The sequence below is a fragment of the Streptomyces sp. NPDC037288 genome, from assembly GCF_055603265.1.
The window spans coordinates 1-17224 of record NZ_JBVJVY010000064.1; the positions used below are offsets into that span (position 1 = coordinate 1).

Genomic DNA, 17224 nt, shown 5'->3' on the forward strand with positions numbered 1-17224 from the left:
GCCCCCAGTAAGGAAGTTGACTCCTCCCACCGGCCTACGGCCAACCCGACCTGCCGCCAACCCACACCACCGCCGGATTTAACGAACTACCGGTAATGTCGCCGAAGGTGTCGGGGTAGCGGTCCTCGGTCATCTCGTCGAACACGTCCGGGTCAGTCAGCCTCCGGCCGTTGTCCACGAGGGCCGGGATTGCGCCGGGGATCCCGCACAAGGCCTGCTGGTCCGCACCCGCGGCCGGCCCTCCACCGGCTTCGGCTCCGGCTTGGACGGTAACGGCTAGATTAGCGACCGGTTCGTCGGACACGATCCATGTCCGTGACTGTCGCTTTCCCACGACCGGACCACCGACAGCCCAAGCCGAAAGTCACGTGATCAACACTTCTGTCAGGACCTCTTAGACGACAGGGACAGCTGTGACGGCCACTCTCGAATCGGTGCTACGACGTGCCCTGCGGGACCGGCCCGGGGAACTGCTCGCCGCCTCCCGTCCGGACCTCTCTCCCGAGCCGCGTGACGAGGAGGTGCCCCACGTCATGGCCGCACTCGCGGCGATCATCGCAGGCGAGCCGCGGCGCGCGTCATCCATCTTGGAAAGGGCCGATCCGGGCACCCGCGCGAGCCCGGAGGGGGCGGCCCTGGGCCACGCAGCGGTCATGCTCGACCTCAACTGGTGGCCCGGCGACACCGGCGCCCAACTGGCCACCGCGATGCCGGAGCTCCAGGAGCCGGCGGCCCCGGAGACCGGAATCATCCGGGCGGACCTGCTGCTGACGATCATCGGCAAGGTACAACCGGAGCTGCTGAGTCTGCGCTCGATCATTCGGTCGATGATGCGCATCCGGCCGGAGCAGAGCCCGGAAATCCTCCAACACCTGACCGGTTCGTTGCAGGGTGCGCTCCGGGTTGCGGCTGACCAGGACCTGGTAGTGGCGGCGACTCTGGCCGCGGAGCTTGCCGACCTTCACCGCCTCGCGGGCTCCTGGAGCGAGGCCGAGCACAGCTTGGCGTGGGCTCAAGGGGTCTTTGCCCAGCTGGATGATCTCGCCGGGACGGCGCGGTGCCGGCTTCTTGAGGCAGAGTGGCTGACCGCGCCGGTGACGTTCACCGAGACTCTCGCCTTCGACCTCGCCGACCTCGACACGGAACGCACGGTTCCCACGGCCGAGTCGGCCGCCGAGGCCCGCCGACTGTACAGGGAGGCACGGCAGTTGTTCCGGCGTGCCGACGCTGACCGTGGTATCGCCGCGGCGTATCTCGGGGAGGGATGCCTGGCCCTCCTGTCCGGCAGCGCGGAGCGGGCCGAACGCCTCACACGGCTGGCAGGGCTGTTCTCCCAACGGGCGGGCGACACGGCCGCAATGCACTTGGCCAACGTCCACGCTGCGATGGCAGCCATCTCCGCCGGCCGCCTGAGTGCCGCGACCGCGGCTGTCGCCGAGCCCATCGAGCGCTGGGCCCGCGGTCCGGGCAGTGCCAGCTTCGGCAGCGGACTGGCCCGCCTCGTCCACGCCTGCGGTCACGCCTGGTGGCGGGCGGACGACACGGAACGGGCCCGCTGCGCCCTGACACTGGCCGTGGACCTGTCGACCAGGCTCTCGAATGCTTTTGCTCTCCGTACGGTACTGAGCGATGTGGGCGAGTTGTACGGAGGCATGAACAGCACCGGACCCGCGATCGCCAGCTACCAGACTGCGCTCGCCGAACGCCTCCAGCTGGCCACCGGAAGCTCCGCGGACGAGGCGATGGAGCCGCTGGCCTGGTTGGAGGTCTCGTACCTGGCGGCCGCCCTGTTCAATGTGCAACTCAGCGAGCGCGACCCGGATGGATTGGCGCGGGCACTCGACGTCGTGCGGCTGCTGAACGACCGTGCACCAGCCGGCCTTGCCATCCGCGCCACCGATGAGGACCCGCTGCAGCGGCTGGGAACCCGGCAGCGTGCGCTCACCAGGCTCGGCGAGCACCGGTTCATCCCGGTACCGGGCACCGCTCAGGACCCAGGCTTCGAGCCGGAGGCGCTCGCGCTGACTTTGGAGACGCTGGCGGACACGCTGACCATGGGGGACGTGCTTGTACCGCTGTTTCGGGCTCGGCGATACCAACACGACGGGGAGGACGCCGAAGCAGACCGTCTGATGGACATGGCCCTGGAGCGTGCTCGGGCCCAGGGGAGCGCCGGCAGGTCACTCCTCGTGCTGGTCCTGCAGGCTCTCGAACGGTACGACGAGGCGCGGGGGGTGGTCAGGCAGCTCCTGGCGGACACTCCGGACGCCGACCCTGCGCTTCAGCTCAACCTGTGGACGCAGGCGCGGAGCTACGGGGACGCCGCTCCCCTTGTCGCGTCACTGCGTACGACGAGACCGACCGCAGGGTGGCAGGACCTCACCGGCTGGGGAAGGGTCCTCGCCGCCGTCGACGACATCGACGGTGCCACGGACGTACTGGAGCGAGCGCGCGAGGCATTCGAGGAGCGGGTGGCCCGATTCACCCGCGACGCGTTCCGTGTCTCGATCACGGACGATGCGCAAGCCCGGGAGCTCTACACGCTGAGTGCCGACGTCGCCCGACGGGCGGGGCGGGCCGAGGACGCGTTCACGCTGACCGACCGGCTGCGGTCACTCGCCCTGGACGCTCTCCTGGAAGACCTCAGCGCCCGCACGCGGCAGGCGCCCGAGCAGTCGGCGGCGTTGCGACGCTGGAGCCGCGCCAGCGCTGCCTGGACCGGTGCGTACGATCTGCTGGCCGCAGCGGGCCACGAGGGAGTACCAGACCGGGTAGGACCAGCACGCCGTCGGCTTGATCGGGCCCAGTCCGCCCTGGAGTCAGCCGAGCGGGATCTCGAACAGCTGGTTCCCGGCCACCTCGTGCGGCATCGGCGCCCCGGAGCGCCGCTGCGGCTGGAAGACGTGCAACCGCTGCTGCCCGATGACACCGTACTCGTCGAGTACCTGGTCGGCTGGGATCGGATCCTCATCTGGGCGGTGACACGGCGCCATGCACTGGTACGCGAAGTGCGTGCCGAGACCCCCGCGATCAGCGGGGCGGTCCGGCGCTTCCACAGCGGGTGCGCCCGGCTTCGTCCGATCGCCGAGACAGAGGACGCCGCCCGGTTGAGCGAGCTGTTGCTCGACCCGGTGTCCGCCGCTCTGAGGGACCACGAGCGGATCATCGTCGTTCCGTCCGGGCCACTGCACCTGGTGCCCTTCCACTGCCTTCCCTTCGGGCCTGACCTGCTCGGCGGCCACCATGTCATCTCGACCCTCCCCGCAGCGTCCGCACTCCGACACGTCACTGGCCACTCCCGCCCGGACCTCGCACGCGGAGCACTCGTGGTCGGCGACCCGTCCTACGACCCGTCGCGCGGTCTGAGGCACCTTCCTGGGACACGGGTCGAGGCGACGCGCGTGGCTGCTCGGTACGGGGTCTCAGCCCTACTCGACAACGACCCGACGGAAGAGCGGGTGAGCCGCGCAGCCGCCGGTGCCGGAGTGATCCACCTGGCCACGCACGGCCACGTTTCCGCCGAGGCACCGACCCTGTCGTCCGTGGCCCTCGCCCGTGACGACGAGCTGACCGTGGCCCACCTCATGGGGCTCGAGATTGACGCGGATCTCGTCGTCCTGAGCGCGTGCGACACCGGCCGCGGCGACACGACCCTTGGGGGAGACCTTGTGGGGCTGGTCCGCGGCCTGCTGGCTGCCGGAGCACGGAACGCCGTGGTCTCGCTGTGGCCGGTAGACGACACGTCCACGTGTGTGTTCATGGACCGTTTCGCGGCGCGTATCGCCGCTCACGACACCGTGGCGGAGGCGCTGGCGCTGGCCCAACGCGATCTGCGTGCCATGGACGGCGCCGCACGCCGTGCCGCCTTCGCAGACCTGAGCGTGCCGACGGGCACCCCCGCAGCGTGCGGCAGGCGGCGCACAACCCGCGACGTCCCGCCCAACCCCGCTCTGGAGAACGTCGATGACGACCACCCGTACTGGTGGGCTCCCTTTATCCATGTCGGCATCTGAGTCCCATCAGGGACGCACTCCGGGCGGCGAGGGAAGCATGCATGGCCCCCCGCCGACGGCCACGTTCATCGTCGGCATTCAGCCGGGCTGGTCGGTCGGTGCGCGACTCGCGGTCGGACGGAAGATCTCGATGGCCGCAGGCAGGGCATCGGGGATGCGACGGCACATGGATCGCCGGGGGCGTGCGGGCGTGCACGTCGCGCCCTCATCGTGCGCCCCGAAGCAACGGTTCCAGGGGCCGGGCGGGCTACCGACCGGTCGTCGCCCTCCGCTGGCGGCTCTGTCCGTGGTAGGACGTTCCTCCAGGTAGCAATCCGGCACTCGGGGGTCCGGCCATGAGGCGAGCACTGCTGATCGGAAGTGAGACGGGCGGGCTGAGCGGCGTGCACGCCGACGTCGAGGTGATGGGCGAGGCGCTGGCCGGCCTCGGCTTCACCGCGGTGCCCGCCACTGGCAAGGACGCCACAGCTCAGGGGATCGCCGCGGGTTACCGAGAGCTGGTGGAGGACAGCGGTCCGGACGACGCGGTGGTCGTCTACTACTCCGGGCATGGCGGCCGCCAGCGCAACCCCCTCGCCGCACAGGACCCGACGCTTCCGACCTGGCTGCAGTACATCGTGCCGACCGACTTCGACGACCGCTCCGACAACCGCAGCCGTTGCGTCCTCGCCGAGGAGCTGACGGGTCTTCAACTGGAGCTCACCAGCCGAACACGCAACGTCACCGTGATTCTGGACTGCTGTCACGCCGCCCGCATGTCCCGTTCCGGCTCGGCCGTTCCCAAGGCCCTGGACCACCTCCGCCTTCCCGAAGAGGACCTGGTCCGGCGCTGGCGCGAAGCGCGCGCCGGCCGGCCCCCGGGCGCCGACGCCAACCCGCACGCGGTGCGCCTGGTGGCCTGTGCCCCGCATCAGAGCGCCTACGAGATCCACGACGCACGGCTCGGCCGCCGTCATGGAGTGCTCACCGCGGCGTTGGTGCGGCTGCTCACCGGATCCGACCCGGGTGCGCTCACCTGGCTGGACGTTCTTGAGTCGGTGCGGGGCGCCGTTCCCCCCGTCGCTGCCCCGCAGCGGCCGGACGTGGAAGGGCCTGCGGACCGGCTGCTCTTCTCCTTGCGGACACGAGGCGGTCAGGGCGTCCTGCCGGTCCGTATCAAGGACGGAGTGGCCGTACTGCCCGACGCCGCGGTCTTCGGCGTCGCCGTGGGTGACCGGTACGAACTGGTGGCTCCGGGTGGTGAAACCCCGCTGGCGGATGCCGTCGTCGCGGGTATCAGCAGGGGCGACGCCGTGCTGGCTCTGGAGGGAGTGACCAACGCCGCAGTTCTGCCGCCAGGCGTGTCCGCCTGGCCGGTCGGTGCGGTGCTCGGCCAACGACCGGTGGTCATGCTGCCGGCCAGCCACCCCGGCCGTGACCGGATCGCCCGGGATCTCGCGTCCTCCGCACAGGTCCGGATCGTCGAGGAGAGCGACGACGCGCTGGCGACCGTGTGTCTGGAGGGTGCGGGCGGTGATGACCCGGCGGTTCACGTGGCCGACGGCATGGGGCAGCCGCTGTCCGGGGAGGCCATGTCACTGGACGAGGCGGTCGAGGCTGTGCGGACGCTGGCGCTCGGATCATGCGTCCGCCGACTGCCGTCCGGCACGGGCAGGTCTGCGTTGCCACCCGACGTCGAGGTGCGATACCTGCGCCTGCTGTCCGGAGGCGGTGAGGAAGAGCTCACCCGTGGTGCTCACCTGTTCGTCGGCGACCGACTGCTGGTGCGGATCACCAACCGAAGCGGTGAGCGCCGCTTCGTCTCCCTCTTCGACGTCGGACTGGCCGGTGCCCTGACCTGGCTGACCTCGTCGGAACAGGGAGGAGTGACGCTGGAACCTGGCGAGCAGTACGACGTGGACTACGGGTGGGACGGCGGGATGCCGTTGCAGTGGCCGGACAACATGCCTGCCGGACCGGCCCGGGAGGAGACTTTCGTGGCCTTCGTCACCGACCGGCCGGTGGACCGGCTCGGGCAACTCGGGCGGGCCGGCGGCACGCGTGGCATTCCTCCAGCTTCCGACGGCCTGGAGTGGCTGGTCGACCGCCTCGACACCGGTCGTCGGGACGTTCCCGCCCCACCTGGACGGGATGGGGGCGTGCGCTGGGAGGTCCGGCCCTTCGACTTCCTGCTCCACCCGGCGCGCAGGGCACGCGCGGACGAGCCGGCGTTCGAGATCGACGAGCGCCCCGACGAGTCCTTCCGGCTGGTCACGCCCCGCGGCCCGGACATGCCTGGCAGAGTGGCGGTGCGGCTGAAAGAACTCACCGTGCACAGCAACCGCGCTTTCCTGCGCTCTCGGGTCCGTATCGACGCCCTGGTCGTTACCGCCGCGCCGGACGAGGCGGGCGGCCCCTACCGGGCGGCTACCCTGCGCTTCGACCGGATCAAGGACGGTGACCGGTTGCCCTTCGACGACGTCCTCGTGTACGAGGGGCCGGTGAACCGGTTCCTGGACATCGCGGTGTGGGTGGCCAGGGACGACTCTCCCGATGTGGATCTCGCCGAAGGGCTGGCGGCCGAAACGGGGAGCGAGGAGGTGTCCACCGCGCTGTCCACTCTGACCGCGTTGGCGGTCGCCGAGCCCACCGCCGCCGTCGTCGCCGGTTCCGCCGCGGCCGTGGCGGTCCTCATCCGCATGGCGGCCCGGATGATCGACCAGTCGTGCGGCACGAGCATCGGCGTGTACCGCACGACCCTTCTCCCCCATCAGAGGTTCGGGGTGGGCGACGGGGTGGGGCGGCATCCGGCCCAGGGCCTGCTCAGGGCACAGGACATGTCGCTGGTGTTCGAGGTGGTGGACCTGAGCCGTGGCTGATCAGTCACCGTCCCCGCCGCCCGTCGCACCGATATAACAGACGAAGGCGCCCCAGTTGAGCACGGGGTCGCCGGCAGCGTGCCGTTCGCGCTGCGCGGTGCGCAGGGCTTCGGCCGGTCCGTGGCCTTGGTCCAGCAGCTGGTAGAAGCTGATCACGAGGTCTCGGGTCGGCCCGTCGGGCACCTTCCACAGGCTGGCGACAACGGCCCGTGCGCCGGCCCGCAGGAATGCCGCTCGCAGGCTCAAGTGGCCGTCGGGAGCAGTGACTTCGCCGATACTCGTGTCGCAGGCGGACAGCACCACCAGCTCCGTCGCGGCCAGGTCGAGACCGTTGACGTCAGCCACCGTGAGCAGACCTGTCTCGGCCGCCGGTCCCGGTTCGCCGTGTTCCAGCCAGGTGTTGGCGCCAGCCAGCGCGAGGCCGCTGCCCCTCGCCATGGCCGCCCACGCCTGCCTGACCGTCCAGCGGGCCCGCGAACTGGATACCGGGAAAGCAGAAACGGATCCTCCCAGCTCATCCACCTCAGCCTTGCCAAGATCAGACGCCTGATCACCTGCCTCACCGACCGCCGATCCACATCCGTCCACCACATCCTGCACTGGTCAGCCTGGCGCCGCAGACGCCAGTACCAAGCTCGCATCAGCCACTACAAGCGACGCGGGCACAGCCCTTGAACCTGCCCAGCAATCAGCACAAAGACCGTTGCAGTACTACAGGTCTCCGTTCCCCGCGTCCGCGAAGAAGAGCAGCGGATCGAACGGCATATACAGGGTGGCGAGCTCAGTGTCCTCGCGAAGGGCCTGGTTTTCGGAGGCGATGCGCTCGGTGGACCAGACGAGCCCGGCTCCGTATTCACCCTCGATGCCGTTGCTCTCGCGGAGCAGGGCGGCGAGGTCGGCGGGCAGGGGATGGCCGAGGACCGTGGCGCAGCGGAGCAGCGACGGCTCCGATGCAGGGGGCTGGAAGATGGCCGTGCCGGGCAGGGCCGCGACGACGTCCGTCCACATGGTTGATTCGCCCTCCACGAGGCTGGCCCGTGACCGAGCCATCAAGCAGCCGCTCGGCGGGGGATGGCGTCGCGCGACTCGGTGAGCGACGCTACTGATCACCGAGCGAACAGTACGGCCTCGACCGAGTTGGCCGCTCACGGCCACCAGAGCAATGCGGAACAGCCCTTACGACCTCGTGCATGGTTGACCGTGGCACGTCGAGGTATACGACGGAGCCGAGCGTGTGTTCATGCTGGACTGGCGGGGGAGAGGGTGGCGGTCTGCTGGTGCGAGAGCAGTCCGGCGCATCCTCCCGCGTGGCGCGGTCCCACTGCACTGTGCAGCACGGCCTGCGTCGGGAGCGCCGAGGAGGGAAGTCAGTAGAGGGCTTGTGGCCTGCTCTGTTACGGTCCTGTGGCCGGCCGCGGGACTCCGGTGCGACTTCCGGAACCTGCCTCTGAAGCAATGATTCGCAGCTCGCGCCCCCATTCCCCGGCCGGCATCCACACTACGGGGAAAGAATCGGATGGATTCGTACGGGGACCTCATCGCAGCCGACGATGTGCTGCTCTTCGTCAACGCAGCGATCACCTCCACTGGCCAGCGTGAATTTCATAGCGACGCGGGCGAGCAGCGGCTGTCCTTGGACTTCCTCCATGCATACATGCTGGGCAACTACCGTGACCTGTACGCCGGGGTCCTTGCGCTCGACATCAACGACTACAACGCAGCACTCATCATCCGACGGCTGATGGAGACCACCGGGGAAGCCACTGCCGACCAGCGTCGCAGCGAGGGCCGACTGATCGCGTGCCGTCTGGCGACGCTGCCGCCACAACGCGTGTACGGGCTGTTCGATGCCCTGCGCCGGGCCCGGGTGAACAACCGTCGAAGCCGCGCGATCATGCGTGACTGGCTGTCCGCCCGCCCGGACCTGGCGTTCGATGCCGTGAAGTACCGCAGCGCCCTCAAGCGAGCCCTTCGCCACGCACACCTGGCCCCGGCCACCGAAGAGCTGGGGACGTTCGTATTCGCGCCGCTGACCCGCAAGCACTACGCGACACCTCTCCTGGAGACGTGGCGCCGCGCGCACTACGAGCAGACCGCCCTGTATGAGCTGCCCTATACGGTTGCCGAGGGCTTCGCCGCCAAGTACGGCATTCCCCGGGATGTGTTCCTGGAGCGCATAGCCCCACGGATGACCCGCCTGGAGACCTTGCGGCTGCAGGAGTCCGCGCACAAGATCGGGACCACAGGGGCACAGACGGACCTGGCCAGGATGCCGCTGACCCGGTTGGCGACCTATGTGCTTTCGCTGCCGGCCACGGACCGCCTGCGCCGACGTGCCGAGCTGACCCACGCCCTGGAATCGGCCGCGGGCCGGGTGGCTGGATCACACCGGGGGAGCTGGGGCAAGGTCACCGCCGTCCTGGACGACAGCTTTTCCACCTTCGGTTCGGTTCACAAGCGTCGTCGACCGCTGGCCGTGGCCCTGGCCTGCCACTATCTGCTCGCGGCCCTTGCCAGCGACTACACCGGGCTGTGGACGTCCGGGCGGACTGACGCGCTGCTGACCTATCCGTACGGGCCGACGCCGGTGGGCCGGCGGATCCTCGACGCGCTGGACACCACACCATCCAGGCTGGTGATCGTCTCCGACGGATGGGACAACGCACCTCCCGGCCTGGCCGCCGAAGTGCTGCGCATCTGGCGGACCCGGCTCGACCCCGAGCGTCGCACCAGCATCGTGCATCTCAACCCCGTCTACGACGCGGCCGATTTCGACGTGCGTCGCCTGTCCGCGACGGTGCCCACCGCGGGTATCCGCGACGCCGAGGACCTTCCCGCACTGGTGGAACTTGCCCAGTTCGCGGAAGGCCGGACCGGCCTGGCCGAATTGATCAGCTACATGGACGCCCGTGCGGCCCGCATGATGAGCGGTCACAACCAGGAGCGGGCGCGATGACCACACTGGACCTGACCGGCCTGGCCACCCGCCCCTCACAGGTGTGGGGTGCCGTCCGTCTGGTGCCGCTCGTGCGTGACGAACCTGTCGACGATCTCCGTCTGCGCTCGCAGCTCTACGGCGATGTGGCCGGTCTGGTCGAGATCGGCCCGCGCCATGCCTATATCTCTTACGTCCCGCACGGATTCGTCGCCACGTGGACCGGTGACGGAACGCCGGCAGCCGCCTACGGCACCCAGCTTTCCGCCGACGGCACCTCGCCCCCTACCGCCACAATGGGCCTGCGCTTCCACCGCAGAATGGCCCGCCGCCAGGCCAAAGACCGGCTGCGGTTCCTGCCCATGCACCTGGCGCTAGAAGGCTACCTGGCACTGCACTTCGGCGGCCCCTCGCTCGCCTGGGAGGAGTGGTCGCAGCGTGCAATCCGCCAAGGGCTCTCCCCGCGCGTCGAGGAAGCCTATGTGGGAGCCGAAATTCGCGGACTCACCGACGCGCTGCGCACCTTCGAGATCCACCCCAACCAATGCGGCGTGATGGTCTACGTCGCCGACGCACTCGCGGCCGCGTTCGCGGTCCCGCATCCCGACGACTACCGCGCGCTCCACCCCACACTCCTGCTGGACCTGTACGGCGAACTGATCCACCACTACGCCACGCTGATGCCGCCGGTGCAGGACTTCCGGGCCCACATCCCTGACGCGCGGATCCGCTCTCTGGCCCACCTGCGCAAGGCAGTTATCGAACAGGAACACACCTGGACGCATTTTCACGACACGACCATGCCGACCGGCCTGCTGGAGCACGCGTACACCTGGCAGACGGTCTACCAGATGGGACGCTTCACGCTCTCCCGCTTCTTGCCGGAGTTCCGTCCCAAGCAGGAGAACCACATCGGTGAGGCCATCACCGACGACAGGGGCAGGATCACCTACCTCAAAACATTTCGCCTGTCGGAGAACCAGGTCCGCCGCGGTCACCTTCTCAGCAGGCTTGCCGCCGGCGACTGGCACCTGGCGGACACCGCGGCCGATCTTGGCATCAATGAGGCACAGCTGGGGCTGCGACTGGAGTCTGCCGGTTTCGGGTTCCTGCTCCGCCAGGATGTCTTGGACGGATACCGCAAGCAAGGACGCACCAGGACCGGATGAGGGCGGCGGGATCAGCTGTTCTGCCGCAGATGGTGTCAGCGATTCGACCCGTAGGGTTTTGGCGCAGTCGAGGAAGTCGTCTTCGTTGTCGGGCTGCTCCGGGTCGTCAGGCAGGTCGTCGACGTCGTCGAGGATGTCGTCGTCCCAACGGGCGGCCTGCGGGTCGGGGCGTGGGCAGGGCGGGCTCCGGCCGCGGATGCGGGTGGTTTCAGCGGTGCGGCGCGGGTGATCAGGTGCTGTTCGCCGGGTGTGGCGGTGCCGGTGTGGGTGCGGCGCATGAGCTGGTCGAGGCGTTGGCGAGGTCGGCCTCGTGGGGGTCGCGGTCGCCGTGGCGGGCGGTGATTGTTTTGATGTGTTGCCAGGTGGCGCCGCTGACCTGGCGGGTGTCGTGGAGTTGGTGTGGATCTCCCATGTGCCGCCGCGGGAGCTGACGGGTGAGGGATGGCCGCGGCAGGGGGCCAGGACGCCCGCGTCGTAGGTGCGGTGGTCGATGCGGACACCGACGTTCGGTGACGGTTTGCCAGCGCACCTCGAACGGGCGGAGGCCGAACGCGTCGCGCGCCGCCAGGCGGAAGGGGAAGAGCCGCCGCCCGCCCGCAGAAGCGGAGGCGTAAAGGCCCCGCGGCTTCTCCCGCCGCCGCTGACCCAACCAACCGGCGACACCCCGTGGTTGGGTCCGTGGTCGCCCCCGACCGTGAGCCCGACTACGGCAGGACAGCGCGCTTGCCCCCCACCCGGCCGTCACGCTAGGAGCCGTCCTGTGCCGGCTGGCTAGCGTTGTCCGTCGGCGTACTGGCCTTGCGCCTCGGCGCGCAGTTCCCGCTGCAGCCGCGTCCTCATGGCCGCCAAAGAGGCCACGCCAAGATCAGTTCACGTGTGCGCGCACGTGGGCCTGCTCCGTTCCTGGAGGAGATGGTGCTGCAGGCGAGGCTCTCGGCCGGTCTCGTGGTGAACGCCGGGGCAGCGAGCGGACTGCACGCAGTTCGAACCGTCGTGGACAAGATCCGGTTCGGGCAGGTGATCCCGGACAAGAGCGATCACAAGGCCGCCCGCCGCAAGCGTGGTTCACGCGGCGGGCGACCCGCGGTCGATATGACAAGCACGGTTACTTCTGTCTCTGCACCGCCACGGCCGCCGCGCTGCTTGTCCGGCTCAGGTCATGACGCCAGGAACGGCGTGATCGTCGCAACCAGGTGGGGGTGGGCCAGGATGTCGTAATGGCCAGCGCCGGGCAGGATGGCCAACTGGGCACTGGAACGGCCCGAACCGTCGAAGCCGGCATCCCTCAGGCCGCCGCCAAGCAGGGCGAAGAACTCCACCATGTGCACGGGACGGACGGCGTCGGCGTCACCGAAGACCAGCAGGGTCGGGGCGGTGATGGCGGGTATCTCGGCGCTCCAGTCGTAGTCCCGCTGCTTCAACTCCGCCGTCTTGCCCACCAGAACGCTCCAGTCCTCGGGCCGGGGCGCGATGCGGGCGTACAGATCATAGACGGGGGACTGCTGCATCATCTTGGCGGCGGCATCACTCATCTGGTCCATCGCCGCGATGACTTCGGAGTGCCAGCCGTCCCGCTTGCACGGCGTGGAGATCACCACAAGACGACGCACCGACTGCGGATGCTGGATCACGGTGCGCAGGGCCACGTCCGCGCCGACGGAGTAGCCCATGATGTCGGCCTGTTCCAAGCCGAGGTACCTGAGCAAGGCGGCAATGTCGTCCGCCATCAGCTCCGGGCGCAGCGGGCGGTCGACGTCCGCCGTGCGTCCGTGGCCCTGCAGATCGACCAGGATGACCCTGCGGTCCTTGGCCAGCGCCGGGAGGAGCGGCGTGAACATTTCTCCCGCCCCGAGTCCGCCGTGCAGCAGCACCAGCGGCTCGCCGGAGCCATGTTCTTCGAAGTACAGCGACAGTCCGTTGATCTCTGCGTAGCTCATGACATCACCCTTCGTCGTGATCGCTGTGAGGTAGACCGTAGCGGTCCGCCAAACTCATCGATCCTCCCCGGGGATTCACGATCCATGAGATCGAAGAGTCAGAACCTGACGAAGCACTACTGAGTCCATCCGGACGATCACGCGACTGCCGGGGTGGGGTGGGAGTTGCGGTTAACCTCAAGTCGGGTTGAGCTTCTAGGTTCGGGTGCGGCCGATGTCGACGTACCGGAAGGAATCTCAATGATCGTGTCAAGCCGCCTGCGTGACCGGCGGGGCGAGGTGAACAGCCTCTTGTCACGCAGCATCGCCCACAGCACGTCGACTCGACGCCGCGCGAGTGCGAGGAGTGCCTGGGTATGCAGCAGGCCCTCGGCACGTTTCTTGAGGTAGTAGTCCCGAGACAGACCGGGTCGCATCATCGCGGTCTGGGCGGCCATGCAGAAAGTGTGCCGCAGGAGCCCTCGGGCGCCCAGGATGGGGCCCATGCGGGCATGAACTCGATGATTTCGGCGCGGTGGTCGGTGCGGAAGGTCTCGCGGATCTCCCGGTCGTTGTCCTTGATCCGTTCGTCGAGTGCCAGGAGCCGGTGGGCGAGGTCGCCGACGAGCCTGGCGGCCCGCTTGTCGCGGGCAGCACTCACGGCGTCGGACGGTCGGCGAGGTTGCCAGGTCTGGGAGGTGCTCTGGCAGCCATGATGGCCGTTTATGGCTTCGGGTGGGTGGTTGCTTGGGGTGGACGCCTCTCTTTGGCGACTGGCCCTCCGTATGACGCGAAGTCCAAGGGGGCAGCGATCCATGTGCTACTGGGCCCGGGGGGCTTGGTCGATGCGGTCTCGACCAGTCCGAACCGGCGCAGGCTGTCGGCATCGGCAAGGTCTCCGGCCCGCTCCCATAGGAGGGCGAGTTCCTCCAGGGCATTGAGAGCGCCGCGGTCGGCCGCTTTCAGACACACGGCTTCTGAGCCGGCAAGATCCCCGGCTGCGTCTTTCAGGGCTAGGTCGAACCAGGAGTACGTGCAACCCATGTGTGCGGCCTGCCGCAGCAGGTTCTCTGCGCGGTCAGGATCGTCGTCCTCGCGGGCTGCTGCGACTTCCCGAAACACGTCCAGGTAGCCAAGGTCGACAGCCCGCGCGATGAACGCGTCAGATGTGGCGCTGTCACCTGCTTGATCGGCTCGTTCCGCCAGCACGGTCAGCGCGTCGACGCTGCCGCGATCTGCGGCCTGGCGGAATACTTCCTCGCCGCCCGCGGTGTCCTGATAGACGTCCTCCAGCAGCACCGCCAAGCAGAAGAGGCCGTGCACTTCGCCGTGCTCGTTCGCGAGTCGGTAGGCTTCTTCGGCGCCTGCATAGTCTTCCTCGTCCTCCCGCCCTAGCCCCAGATGCCGGAGCGCGGATTCAGCGCCTCGTTCGACCGCCTGTATCGCCAGAGCCACAGCCTCGGCATGATGCCCGGCATGATCCCGGACCAAGGCCAGATTTTGCAGCGCCCAGGGATCGCCGCCATCGGCAGCATCTATCGCCAGGTCCACAGCCTCGGCGTGATGTCCGTCGTACTCCAGCAGCAGCGCAAGATGTCCCAGCGCCCGGTCGTTGCCGCCATCGGCGGCCTGCAGATACAGGCGAACCGCGCCGTCGCGGTCGTGTTCTTGCTCCGCGAGTCGGCCCAGGTCGACCAATGCATCGAGGTCGCCGAACTCAGCGGCTTGTTTCGTTAATGCTCTGGCAGAGGCTGCATCGCCGGCTTCCCTTCGACGGGAGGCCAGGCGATGCAGAGGAGCAGTGGCACCACGCGTGGCTGACAGCCTGGCCAGGTTCTCGGCGCCGGCCGGGTCGCCAGCGTTGTCCCGCATCGCGACCAGCAGCCACCAAGCGTCGACGTCACCCCGGTCGGCGGCCAGTGAGTACAACGAGATTGCACGCTGGTAGCGACCCCGCCACCTGGCCTCGTGCCCCAGTTGCCTGAGCAGCTCAGCATCCTTTGTCGTGGCTGCGCAGGCTTCCCACAGACTCGGGGGTGGGTAGTTGTCGGCCCGTTCGATGCGGCCGAGTTGTTCCAGGTAGTCGGCAAGCCGGAAACACTGCCCACCACCGGCGGTCTGCTCTGTAGGGCGGGTGCGGATGCGGGTGAGCGGGCCGCGGGCACCCTTGCACGGCTTGGAGGCGTAGGTCAGAGCCTGTTCCAGCCAGTTCCTGTCGTCGAGGGCGTCCCAGTCGTGATCATCGAGGTAGCCGTGGGCGGCATGGGCCAGCAGGGCGTGAGGGATGGCGAGTGGGTGCCCGAGCCGGCGGGCGTCCATCGCCGCCTGGATGACCGCCCGGGCGGCGGGCAGGGCAGCGCTGTAGCGGTTCTCCAACTCGGGGGCGCCGGCCAAGTACTGGGTGATCCGGCCGCCTTCGGCACGTCCGGCGGCATAGCGCAGCCGCGGGTCGGCACCGGGACTGTCCAGGGTGGCGAGTTCGGCCGGGCTGAACGTATCGGCGACATGAACCTTGGTCCCGGTCAACAGCTTCCGAGCTTGCTGGTACGGTTCCGGGCCGCTGCCGGCGGGCGGATTGGTCAGTGTGTCCCAGTATTGCGGCCACATCGTGGCCAGGATCAGCACCGGCCCTCGGTCCCGGGCGTGCAGCAGGCTGCGCAGTCCGGCGGCGACACGCTCGGCCAGTCGCTGGTTGTTCGGCATCAGGTAGTGCTGGGCCTCGTTCAACCACACGATCGTGTCCCGGCCGACCCTCTCCAGATCCGTGAGCACTGCCCGCGACGGGGTTGGATCGTATGGGTGCCACAACCACCACCGGCCCGGCTGAGCGCGCTGCAGGTACTGGACCAGTTCCCAGCCTGCGCGGGTCTTGCCGGTTGACGATCCGCCCACCAGCGTTACCAGCCGGGAGCGCCCGTCGTCGAGCATCCCGTCGACGATATCCCGCAACCGTGTGTCGTGTGCCCGCGACACATACGTGGGCAGCACCGCGGCCGGTTCCATTCCGGGTAACTGGATCGCCGGGTGCACCTCCAGCACGAGGGGATTACACTCGCCGACTGGCAGGCCCAGCCGACGACTCGGACGAGCCTTGCTTGCAGCAGGACTGTCGCCGTCGCGCCACGGCCTGGTCTGCTCAGCAAGGGCATCCCCCAACCGATTCCAGGCCTGCTCCCAGACCGTCAAATCGTAGGCATGATCTGGTACTTTCCGTCTTGGCTTCTTGCGCTCCCGACACCGCTGCACGTAGACCTTGACGAAGTCCCATTCGGGTGCCCGCGACCCGACCCCCCGCTCCTTCGCCGAGATCGTCTTGATGCTGAACCCGGCCTCCGGCGGGCTCCCCAGGTCGCCTTGAGACAGACCGGAAGCCTCGCGTAGTGCTCTCAGCTTCTTGCCGAACTCGATCAGAAGCTCGTGCGTGATCTCTGCGGCCACTCCGGGGGACCCCCTCCCATAGAAATTCCAGAGCGTCTTATCTGGACAGCTGGTGAGATGCCGCTTTTCCCAAGCTGTCCAGAGCGACTCCCAGAATCTCACGTGCCACCAGGCAGCGGCTCCACCTTGATGGTGCTCGCCAACGTTCCGAGGGCCGGGACGCAGCGCGGGTGACTGGGGAGGTCCTGGTGCTCACCGCACTCAAGTTCATCGGCATCTCAGGGGCACTGGCGCTCATGGTCGCGCTCGCTCTCGTGGTCGGCCTCGTGGTCGGGCTGCTCGACTGGATGGATCATCAACGAGTCGTCCGAGGCGTGCTGCGCGCCATGAAGGCCTTCGTCACCGCCATCGGTCTCCAGCTCGGCGTGGCCGCCTTCATCGGCTTTTGGCTGATGCTCCTCTTCTTCCGCCGCTGAAACAGCGCAGCAAACGCCCGAGGGGCGCACATGCGTTGGATGCGCGCCCCACGAACACTTCATGTGCATCCGACGGTCAGGTGTTCGATCACCCGCCGGGTGAGTCGACGAACGTCCACGTGGGGCACATGACGCAGTTCGCCGCCCTCCCGGTTCCACCTCACACGCAGACGATCACGGTACTTTCGCGACGCGACACCTTCGACATCTCAGCGGTGAGGCGGCGGTCTTTGGGGCGACGGTGGGAAGCCCGGGGGGTGATCTCGGCTCCCAGTACATCCATCGGGAAAGTCTGGGCAAGTTGTTGCCGGACCGTTGGCACCCGGCCGTGGTGATTCGGTACGTCGCTCAGCGCACTGCGAGTTGGGCCCTGCCGGCATGCCGTGGCCTTCGGCAGCGGTGCGAGGTCGGTTCCCCCTGGATGGTTTCGGCGGTGACGGCACAATGCAGAGGCAACGCCTTGATCGGCGGCATGCCCG

Annotated in this window: 10 protein-coding genes and 2 pseudogenes; 6 read left to right on the top strand and 6 right to left on the bottom strand. The window is 68.5% G+C overall.

The window, feature by feature from the left end; translation table 11 throughout:
- Positions 1–413: 413 nt before the first annotated feature.
- Entirely contained in the window at positions 414–4013 is a 3600-nt protein-coding gene (locus tag ACZ7GZ_RS38340) for a CHAT domain-containing protein (RefSeq protein WP_471031791.1), read from the top strand.
- Between the two features lie 335 nt (positions 4014–4348).
- Positions 4349–6871: a caspase family protein gene (locus tag ACZ7GZ_RS38345; RefSeq protein ID WP_471031793.1), complete on the top strand. Its 2523-nt coding sequence runs from the start codon at positions 4349–4351 to the stop codon at positions 6869–6871.
- Here ACZ7GZ_RS38345 and ACZ7GZ_RS38350 read toward each other — a convergent pair whose 3' ends face one another.
- Positions 6872–7309 (bottom strand): CHAT domain-containing protein, encoded by a 438-nt coding sequence (locus ACZ7GZ_RS38350; protein ID WP_471031795.1) that lies wholly within the window; start codon positions 7307–7309, stop codon positions 6872–6874. It abuts the gene before it with no gap.
- Between ACZ7GZ_RS38350 and ACZ7GZ_RS38355 the strand changes: the two are divergent.
- Positions 7296–7421, top strand: a pseudogene (locus ACZ7GZ_RS38355) (IS701 family transposase); the annotation flags it as partial. The gene ACZ7GZ_RS38350 and the pseudogene ACZ7GZ_RS38355 overlap by 14 nt on opposite strands.
- 161 nt (positions 7422–7582) lie before the next feature.
- Here ACZ7GZ_RS38355 and ACZ7GZ_RS38360 read toward each other — a convergent pair.
- Positions 7583–7879, bottom strand: a complete 297-nt coding sequence (locus ACZ7GZ_RS38360) for an SMI1/KNR4 family protein (protein ID WP_471031796.1) — start codon at positions 7877–7879, stop codon at positions 7583–7585.
- Between the two features lie 508 nt (positions 7880–8387).
- Here ACZ7GZ_RS38360 and ACZ7GZ_RS38365 point away from each other — a divergent pair.
- Positions 8388–9827 carry a hypothetical protein gene (locus tag ACZ7GZ_RS38365; protein WP_471031797.1) on the top strand — a complete coding sequence of 480 codons (1440 nt, stop codon included), beginning with the start codon at positions 8388–8390 and terminating at the stop codon, positions 9825–9827.
- Positions 9824–10975 (top strand): ARPP-2 domain-containing protein, encoded by a 1152-nt coding sequence (locus ACZ7GZ_RS38370; protein WP_471031799.1) that lies wholly within the window; start codon positions 9824–9826, stop codon positions 10973–10975. Before ACZ7GZ_RS38365 ends, ACZ7GZ_RS38370 begins: the two co-directional genes overlap by 4 nt.
- Before the next feature lie 229 nt (positions 10976–11204).
- Here ACZ7GZ_RS38370 and ACZ7GZ_RS38375 read toward each other — a convergent pair whose 3' ends face one another.
- The 4 genes and pseudogenes from ACZ7GZ_RS38375 to ACZ7GZ_RS38390 form a co-directional block, all read right to left on the bottom strand.
- Positions 11205–11387: a hypothetical protein gene (locus tag ACZ7GZ_RS38375; RefSeq protein WP_471031801.1), complete on the bottom strand. Its 183-nt coding sequence runs from the start codon at positions 11385–11387 to the stop codon at positions 11205–11207.
- 745 nt (positions 11388–12132) lie between these two features.
- Positions 12133–12912: an alpha/beta fold hydrolase gene (locus tag ACZ7GZ_RS38380; RefSeq protein ID WP_471031803.1), complete on the bottom strand. Its 780-nt coding sequence runs from the start codon at positions 12910–12912 to the stop codon at positions 12133–12135.
- Positions 12913–13161: 249 nt separating this feature from the next.
- Positions 13162–13582 (bottom strand): annotated as a pseudogene (locus tag ACZ7GZ_RS38385) (IS110 family transposase); the annotation flags it as partial.
- A 32-nt stretch (positions 13583–13614) separates the two neighbouring features.
- Positions 13615–16329, bottom strand: coding sequence for a hypothetical protein (locus ACZ7GZ_RS38390; protein WP_471031805.1), 2715 nt, complete (start codon positions 16327–16329; stop codon positions 13615–13617).
- A 188-nt stretch (positions 16330–16517) separates the two neighbouring features.
- On the opposite strand from ACZ7GZ_RS38390, the gene ACZ7GZ_RS38395 reads away from it, so the two are divergent.
- Entirely contained in the window at positions 16518–16745 is a 228-nt protein-coding gene (locus ACZ7GZ_RS38395; RefSeq protein ID WP_471031806.1) for a hypothetical protein, read from the top strand.
- Positions 16746–17224: the final 479 nt, after the last annotated feature.

Excerpts from the sequence above, each read along its gene's own strand:
- ACZ7GZ_RS38380 (WP_471031803.1), bottom strand. The coding sequence starts at position 12,912 with ATGAGCTACGCAGAGATCAACGGACTGTCGCTGTACTTCGAAGAACAT.
- ACZ7GZ_RS38375 (WP_471031801.1), bottom strand. The coding sequence starts at position 11,387 with ATGGGAGATCCACACCAACTCCACGACACCCGCCAGGTCAGCGGCGCC.
- ACZ7GZ_RS38345 (WP_471031793.1), top strand. The coding sequence starts at position 4,349 with ATGAGGCGAGCACTGCTGATCGGAAGTGAGACGGGCGGGCTGAGCGGC.
- ACZ7GZ_RS38360 (WP_471031796.1), bottom strand. The coding sequence starts at position 7,879 with ATGTGGACGGACGTCGTCGCGGCCCTGCCCGGCACGGCCATCTTCCAG.
- ACZ7GZ_RS38365 (WP_471031797.1), top strand. The coding sequence starts at position 8,388 with ATGGATTCGTACGGGGACCTCATCGCAGCCGACGATGTGCTGCTCTTC.
- ACZ7GZ_RS38350 (WP_471031795.1), bottom strand. The coding sequence starts at position 7,309 with ATGGCGAGGGGCAGCGGCCTCGCGCTGGCTGGCGCCAACACCTGGCTG.
- ACZ7GZ_RS38370 (WP_471031799.1), top strand. The coding sequence starts at position 9,824 with ATGACCACACTGGACCTGACCGGCCTGGCCACCCGCCCCTCACAGGTG.